The following is a 6,265-nucleotide window of genomic DNA, read 5'->3' on the forward strand; positions in this document are numbered from 1 at the left end:
GTAAATCCATGTCTGTGTTATCAAATATTTCAATCACATGTAAAAGTTACGTAAAGATTGCTATGATTCAATCCTTCTACCCCAGAAACGTTATATAATGAAATTGCAAACATTAGGTTTTTACCTTTCTGTACGACATAACTCTTTGCTAGGAGCAAATCCTAGCCTTTTTTATTTTATCCCCCGTTAATCCGAAGCCCATATTCCCTCTTTCAATTACATAAGCTTGCATACTGGCCTCTTTAGGAACTTCAATGTAATCAACAAGTACACCAACCTCTCCTCTAAAACCACTATCCTCAGTTCCAATAATCACGCGTCATACCACTACGCCGGCGTATCTGCAATTCATATCCTGGTGGAATCTCAAAAGCTAATCCCATTGGTACAACCTTTGTTTCGCCAGGCCATATAATCGTGTCCTCTGCTGCTACAAGATCAAAACCAGCATCACCAGGCTTTGCATATCTTGAAAACTCCACATCTTTTACCCGTTTAATCTTCACTTTTAGCTTCAGTTTGTTCCGCTTTTTATAAATAACTTTTCAATTTTCCCTTTCGCTTTTTCAGCTCTTCCAAAGTATTTTTCGTCTTCAATCTTTCGCTATCCATCATGACTAGGTAGTATTCCAGATTTCGAATATCTCCCACTATAGTTTTAAGTTCACTTTGCACCTGCACCGCAGTTTCTTTTTCATTACTTACCTCCCTTTGCTTTGGTTAATAATTGAGTCACTTCGTAAACACCATGTTGCATTTCAATCATTCCTGATACACTCCTTTTATTAGATTCCACAACTCTTGTTCAGTCATCTCATAAAGTTGGCGACCTGTGTTTTCCTCTTTATAAATTCCTTTTTGTAGTAAAACATCGATGTATATTTGTTTCCTGTCCATGTTGCCTCCTAGCTTCTTTTCTTCTTAGCTCTCCTTATAGGTGTAGTTGCTGCCCTTTGCGGACTCCATCGCCCTTTTAATACTCTTGTACTAAATGTGCTATATGAAATACCGTTCTTTTCAGCTAAATTGACCATATCTTCCATTGTTTCTCTTAATTTCTTTACAGGCCTTTTTGCTGCTTCTTCTGGTGACATCCCTTTATAAACGCGAGTTAAAAATGTCTTCTTTTTAACCCCATTTTCTAACGCTATTTTTAACCACTTTTGTTCCCTAAATTGATATTTCCGAGGTGGTGTATTAATTGCCTTATCAATATTCCATCCCATTTGATACACTCTACGATATAACATGTTATAGCCAATGCCGTTCTTCTCGGCTGCTTGATAATCTTCCTTTTCTAGCCATCTATTTATCGTCATGTCGCTATGCCCCCTAACCCAAATTCATGATTTCCTCTAAAGTTCTATCTGAAATATAGGTGGTAATAATTTGTATTTTCCCGTATTTCTTTTTAGCCATTTCTATAGCTGCGCCCTCAGACTTCGCTTCAAACCAACGAAGCTTCCACTTCTCCTCTTTATCATAAAATTCTACTGAATATGTCATAACACTACTACGCTTTAAAAATTTGTCTGCTGTACTTGTTGCGGTATAATCAAAACTTCCAACTACATCCTCCAGTGTTAGTTGCTTCATGCCCCTAACCCCATTGGACGAGATTTAATTTTGTTCTTATCCGCCTGATCCATAATTAATGCGGCGATTTCTAGTTGATGCCTTCCTAGCTCTTTCGCTATTTCAAGAATATTTTCATCCTCATCCCACATTTCTTTTAATCGAATCACTTCGCTTTCATCAAACACTAAGTCCAATTCTTCTAAAGCAATATATAAATTACAACGCGATTTCTTCATGTACTTTCCCTGCTGCAACGCCATTGTGTAATTCTCTTTTTCCAAATCCGATCCAATTCGTGGCATCCCATTTACCCTCCAGTTGTAATTGATGAATTTCTCTTAGTTCTACCATAACGGCATGCCGTCTTCTATCCACTTCATCAGGACTGCAATTCCCTACTTCGCAAATACACGGTGCAAATTGATAGCAGCCATTACCCATATCGTCCTTAATTACTCCTGTTCCGTTACATGCACACATATTAATTCCCCCTTTAAAAATGACAATGTCTTTCTTCTGTAATACTTTGTTTCTTTGAAAGTGATTGTTCTGAAGTTATTGAGAATCCACGATACAATCCTGTCATTATAAGCACTCTCTAAACGTCCTCCTGTAAGGTTTGTTGTAAATATAGTAGATTTAACCTTGCCATTTTGTTTGATCTATTTTTAACTTGTTGTAAAAATATTGCTTCGTTTAATCCAATCACTTTTATTAATCCTGGTAACACGATTAATGGTTTTTCATATATAAGTAATTTGCTCATTTAGTCCACCTTCTTCATCCAACACTCATAAATCACATTGTCTTCCATGCCAGTAAACCGAACCTTTTCTCTCCCTTTGAACTTACCTTCATGATAAAAAGTTCTTTTTGCCCTATATATTCGTTTAATTGGCGTTACATAGTCATAACCTCGTTTTTCTAAATCACGAACTGCTATTAACATCTCCTTCATAGATCCACGCCTTACAGGTATCTTAAACATCACGCATTCGCCCTTTCGCATACCGCTATCTCGCCTTTAACCTTAATTACTTCGTATCCTGGATAGCGATTGGGAGTAATGTACTCAATCGCCTTTTCCTTTGTTTCTTTCTCATTCCATGCGCCCTTCCAGACTTACTTAGGAAGGACGACTTTAGTTTGATTTTTGTTTAACATAGGCCTAGCATCTCCTTAGTTTGTTTGCTCCATTTTTTCTACCTGTTCTTGTTCTTCGATTTCAGAAGTTTCTTTTTTAGCCTTTAACCCACTTTGTTGATCTCTTAAGTACTTCTTCTGCTTGTTTTAATGTCAATTCGCCAATTTCTTTAATACTTAATTGTCCTTTAATCATGTCTTCATCCACTTTTCGACGAGTAGCTAATTTTTTTATGTTTAATTTAATTGCACTAACTTGTTGAGCATTAATCATTTCCTCTTGGATTTCTGGTAAATCTTCACCCACATAGATCTATAAACCTAATCCGTGAAGTGCGATTGTTTTTACTAAGCTCGGTGGATACTCGTATTAATGTCAAAGCTGTTAAGCTCTGCAATCGTCTTGTTTTGATTGTTTAGTATTGGGTGACTTTGACTCAGTGGTATTCTTGTACAGTTAATTCAACCTCTACAAAGTAACCACAATCTGTTTTGAGGTAAGGCCCTCCATTAAATCGTTTTACTTCCCATGTTGCTATTGGATCTACCTCACAAAGTTTTTTAACTGTCCATGATAAGCAGGTAAAACACCCTTCCTTTTCAACATGTTCCGTGCAATCTATTTAAGCTAATTTAGAAAAGTAATTTTCAGTTTTCATATGAATCACCCCTTTTTTTAAAATGGTGCTAGTTCCGTTTGTTTACTAGCTTCATACACTTCCATAAGTGCTTGTAATCCATATTCGTAAGCTACAACCATTGATGCAGCGTTAGGCTCTTTGCTTTGCTTATATCGTTCAACCAAACTCTTTAAAATTTGAATTTCAGTTTCAATTTTGGTTTGTAGGCCCACCTTATTCACCTGCCACTTTCTCTGTCGAATTAGACATTACATATTGCGTAATGCAATCTGCTTCTGCGTGTAAGTAATCACCCCCAAAATCTAAGTAACTTTCACCGAAGTATATTTCTCCATTGCAACCTGCACATTCTTCAACAAAGTCTCTTGCTGATGAATCGTGATGATTACCGTAAGTAATTGGATTTTCAATCATATTTCATTCCTCCTTATGTACTGAGAGAAAACTTATGTTATAATACATGTAGCTAATTTTAGGGAATATTTTCTCTACAACGCTCGTTGCCATCGAGCGTTTTTTCATTTTTAATAGATAACTACCTAACAATCTGTTAAAATTTAGTTACCGATATGTGTAACAACTGGCCTGTGCTTCTGTACGGGCTTTTTTGATGCTTTCAGGCATCGTAATACTCAGGAACCAGTCTATTAGGTGGGGCACCCTGTTATATTACTGAATATTTCAAAAAGAAAGAACTTGTCGTATTCAATCTATAAAAACGCTATTACAAACATAATTCCTTTTGGCTCCCATGGATTATCAACTTTTTTCATAATTTTTATCTTTGTTTTTTTATATTCATAATTTCGTAACATCTTTATATAATGTTTTATTGAATTTTGTGTTAAACTTATAACATTCCAAGAAGTCCTTTACTTTTAGAATCGACAATTCTTCAATACCCTTAGTCTTGCCCTGCATCCCCTTGCAGGGCTTTTATCATTTAACAAGCGTGATATACCACTTGCATGTTTCCTCAACCTCATCTGCGCTGTTATGTACAACCCTAGTTCTTAAATCTCTTATGACCCACAAGATTTTCTTTTGTTCGTATTCATCATGCCGCTGTTTATTTGTCATCTTGTGACCATCCTGTCTTTTTATCCCAGACATCTATTCATTCTGTGTACCAGGTATTCCGATAAACATATTACTTACAATACGATTGCCAGTGATAATGTGCTTTCCTCCATTATTTACATCGCCGCCCTATCCATTTCTGGAATAATTCCGCGTTTCGTTAGTATTTCATGAATAAATAAACGCCCTTTTTGTTTCCAACGAGGATTCATTTTCACCGATCGACTTCCATCTAAATGCATTACATCAACCATTTTCAACCTTGTATAACCTTTGTTTTGATATTTTGAGTACATAAAGGGGATGGGGATTTGAAGCAGAAGCTGATTGTTATACTATGTAGTTTAATTTTTATCACCCTTGTGATTATGGGATGGAATAAGTATTTAGATTACAAATATGAATACGAATGAACAAAAGTCCATGCCGACTACGAAAAAGAACTAATATAAATGGAAAAGGAAGAAAACAAACAGCTAGCGAAAAAAGATTAGAAGAGCTAGAAGAACAGAATTGTAATGCAGAAGCTAAGCAGAAACGCATGATTGATGCTCTCAAAAACTTACGTCAAGGTATGTCCTACGAAGAAGTCGCAGCAGCGTTCGGTGGAGAAGGTGATTTAAAAACCCAAGGTACATATAGTAACGAATGGAAAGACTATAAAAAAAATCACCCTGCGTATTTTGGAAACTATGACAGCATCTACAATATAGTTTGAATTTTAGCTATAACAAACTAACATCATGTAAGAAACAAAAACGTGCTCGGGTGAAAGTGAATGGAACTTGATATGAAAATTAAACTTATCTAGTTCTTGATGGTTTTTTCTTTTATAAAATGGTCATTAGAACATGCTACAATTCGTTAAACGACCAGCTTCGTAGGTAAAAGGGTTGCGTAACAACAAAGATATACTATGATTTGATTTCATCATAAAAGAAACTTTTTTTACTTGCTAGAAATCAAATTTCGTAAAATTTACCTGTGAGCGCTGCGACTCTCTTTTTTCATTTTCATTCGACAAAATATGACAATATAGTTGTAACAGTATTTGTTATGCTTGGTTTAAATCTTACATTTTTAAAAGGGATACATTATGGCTAATCCAAAATACACTAAAATTGATGAACGTTTTGGCATTATAGAATATCCAGTTACATTAGATGAAATGGTTGATATCTCTAAAGAACTACCCAAAACAGAGCGAAAATACTATCAAATTGCTTTCGATGCTTTAAAAAAGGTTATGAAATTTAAAGAAAAAATCTACGCTTATGATGTAGCCCAACCGAAACTAACTAAACCAGGATTTTTCATTATTGGGGAAAATAATCTATATCTAGTAAGTATGGAAGGCGGTTTCTTTGAAGGCACTGAAACTGAAATAGTGAAATATAAAGATATAAAAGGTGTAGATTTCGATATTAACAATGGACTTTTTGGTATTTCTCTTATGAATAAAGGTATTATTTATCTAGAGTTAAAAAAGATGTTTGTATCAAAGAAACGTACAATCTACAACATTCCTGATTACAATGTTGATGGAATATTGAGAGCGATTCGTAATAAGTTGAAATAAGCAAAAAGCGGAATTGTTAAGCCAGGATTTTGAGTACATGGATGGACTTGGTTTATTTGAAAATAAGACTAAACTAAAATTAAGATGGTTTAAGTCGGAGGAAGGCACTTTTGGGTGTCTTTTCTTTATTTCTCAATATAAGAACTTTAATAATATACTATTATTTAAATGCAAATTTCCTTTTGTGCAATGGGATAGTAATACCCCATAAAAAAGCCCACCTATTGATATTATCCCCTTTAGG

Annotated in this window: 10 protein-coding genes and 5 pseudogenes; 2 read left to right on the plus strand and 13 right to left on the minus strand. The window is 35.1% G+C overall.

The window, feature by feature from the left end; genetic code table 11:
- Positions 1 to 205: 205 nt before the first annotated feature.
- The 13 genes and pseudogenes from COK05_RS30010 to COK05_RS30065 all read right to left on the minus strand — a co-directional run.
- Positions 206 to 518, minus strand: a pseudogene (locus COK05_RS30010) (dUTP diphosphatase); the annotation flags it as partial.
- Between the two features lie 244 nt (positions 519 to 762).
- The gene (locus COK05_RS30015) at positions 763 to 897 is read right to left on the minus strand and encodes a Fur-regulated basic protein FbpA (RefSeq protein WP_098615426.1); all 135 of its coding nucleotides are present in this window, start codon (positions 895 to 897) and stop codon (positions 763 to 765) included.
- 8 nt (positions 898 to 905) lie between these two features.
- The gene (locus COK05_RS30020) at positions 906 to 1,319 is read right to left on the minus strand and encodes a hypothetical protein (protein WP_098615427.1); all 414 of its coding nucleotides are present in this window, start codon (positions 1,317 to 1,319) and stop codon (positions 906 to 908) included.
- A gap of 13 nt (positions 1,320 to 1,332) precedes the next feature.
- The gene (locus tag COK05_RS30025; protein ID WP_098615428.1) at positions 1,333 to 1,596 is read right to left on the minus strand and encodes a hypothetical protein; all 264 of its coding nucleotides are present in this window, start codon (positions 1,594 to 1,596) and stop codon (positions 1,333 to 1,335) included.
- Entirely contained in the window at positions 1,593 to 1,838 is a 246-nt protein-coding gene (locus COK05_RS30030) for a helix-turn-helix domain containing protein (protein WP_098615429.1), read from the minus strand. The genes COK05_RS30025 and COK05_RS30030 overlap by 4 nt, the downstream gene beginning before the upstream one ends.
- The gene (locus tag COK05_RS30035) at positions 1,795 to 2,058 is read right to left on the minus strand and encodes a hypothetical protein (protein WP_098615430.1); all 264 of its coding nucleotides are present in this window, start codon (positions 2,056 to 2,058) and stop codon (positions 1,795 to 1,797) included. Before COK05_RS30035 ends, COK05_RS30030 begins: the two co-directional genes overlap by 44 nt.
- Positions 2,031 to 2,219: pseudogene (locus tag COK05_RS31980) on the minus strand (hypothetical protein); the annotation flags it as partial. The pseudogene COK05_RS31980 and the gene COK05_RS30035, both read right to left, overlap by 28 nt.
- A 29-nt stretch (positions 2,220 to 2,248) precedes the next feature.
- Positions 2,249 to 2,344: pseudogene (locus tag COK05_RS30045) on the minus strand (replication protein); the annotation flags it as partial.
- Positions 2,345 to 2,566, minus strand: coding sequence for a hypothetical protein (locus tag COK05_RS30050; RefSeq protein WP_098615431.1), 222 nt, complete (start codon positions 2,564 to 2,566; stop codon positions 2,345 to 2,347).
- A gap of 191 nt (positions 2,567 to 2,757) precedes the next feature.
- Positions 2,758 to 3,344, minus strand: a pseudogene (locus COK05_RS30055) (Sak single strand annealing protein).
- A gap of 53 nt (positions 3,345 to 3,397) precedes the next feature.
- On the minus strand, positions 3,398 to 3,574 hold the full coding sequence (locus COK05_RS31525) for a hypothetical protein (protein ID WP_176539479.1): 177 nt from the start codon (positions 3,572 to 3,574) through the stop codon (positions 3,398 to 3,400).
- A gap of 1 nt (position 3,575) precedes the next feature.
- Positions 3,576 to 3,776 (minus strand): hypothetical protein, encoded by a 201-nt coding sequence (locus COK05_RS30060; protein WP_098615432.1) that lies wholly within the window; start codon positions 3,774 to 3,776, stop codon positions 3,576 to 3,578.
- 782 nt (positions 3,777 to 4,558) lie between these two features.
- A pseudogene (locus tag COK05_RS30065) lies at positions 4,559 to 4,774 on the minus strand (phage antirepressor KilAC domain-containing protein); the annotation flags it as partial.
- Between the two features lie 77 nt (positions 4,775 to 4,851).
- On the opposite strand from COK05_RS30065, the gene COK05_RS30070 reads away from it, so the two are divergent.
- On the plus strand, positions 4,852 to 5,160 hold the full coding sequence (locus COK05_RS30070) for a hypothetical protein (protein WP_098615433.1): 309 nt from the start codon (positions 4,852 to 4,854) through the stop codon (positions 5,158 to 5,160).
- A 378-nt stretch (positions 5,161 to 5,538) separates the two neighbouring features.
- Entirely contained in the window at positions 5,539 to 6,021 is a 483-nt protein-coding gene (locus tag COK05_RS30075; protein ID WP_098615434.1) for a PH domain-containing protein, read from the plus strand.
- Positions 6,022 to 6,265 lie beyond the last annotated feature (244 nt).

This window comes from Bacillus cereus (assembly GCF_002567495.1).
GTDB lineage: Bacteria > Bacillota > Bacilli > Bacillales > Bacillaceae_G > Bacillus_A > Bacillus_A cereus_AQ.

What these genes read in the sequence shown, in the direction of transcription:
- COK05_RS30015 (WP_098615426.1), bottom strand. Translation starts at nt 897, where the DNA reads ATGGACAGGAAACAAATATACATCGATGTTTTACTACAAAAAGGAATT.
- COK05_RS30020 (WP_098615427.1), bottom strand. Translation starts at nt 1,319, where the DNA reads ATGACGATAAATAGATGGCTAGAAAAGGAAGATTATCAAGCAGCCGAG.
- COK05_RS30025 (WP_098615428.1), bottom strand. Translation starts at nt 1,596, where the DNA reads ATGAAGCAACTAACACTGGAGGATGTAGTTGGAAGTTTTGATTATACC.
- COK05_RS30030 (WP_098615429.1), bottom strand. Translation starts at nt 1,838, where the DNA reads ATGGCGTTGCAGCAGGGAAAGTACATGAAGAAATCGCGTTGTAATTTA.
- COK05_RS30035 (WP_098615430.1), bottom strand. Translation starts at nt 2,058, where the DNA reads ATGTGTGCATGTAACGGAACAGGAGTAATTAAGGACGATATGGGTAAT.
- COK05_RS30050 (WP_098615431.1), bottom strand. Translation starts at nt 2,566, where the DNA reads ATGTTTAAGATACCTGTAAGGCGTGGATCTATGAAGGAGATGTTAATA.
- COK05_RS30060 (WP_098615432.1), bottom strand. Translation starts at nt 3,776, where the DNA reads ATGATTGAAAATCCAATTACTTACGGTAATCATCACGATTCATCAGCA.
- COK05_RS30070 (WP_098615433.1), top strand. Translation starts at nt 4,852, where the DNA reads ATGAACAAAAGTCCATGCCGACTACGAAAAAGAACTAATATAAATGGA.
- COK05_RS30075 (WP_098615434.1), top strand. Translation starts at nt 5,539, where the DNA reads ATGGCTAATCCAAAATACACTAAAATTGATGAACGTTTTGGCATTATA.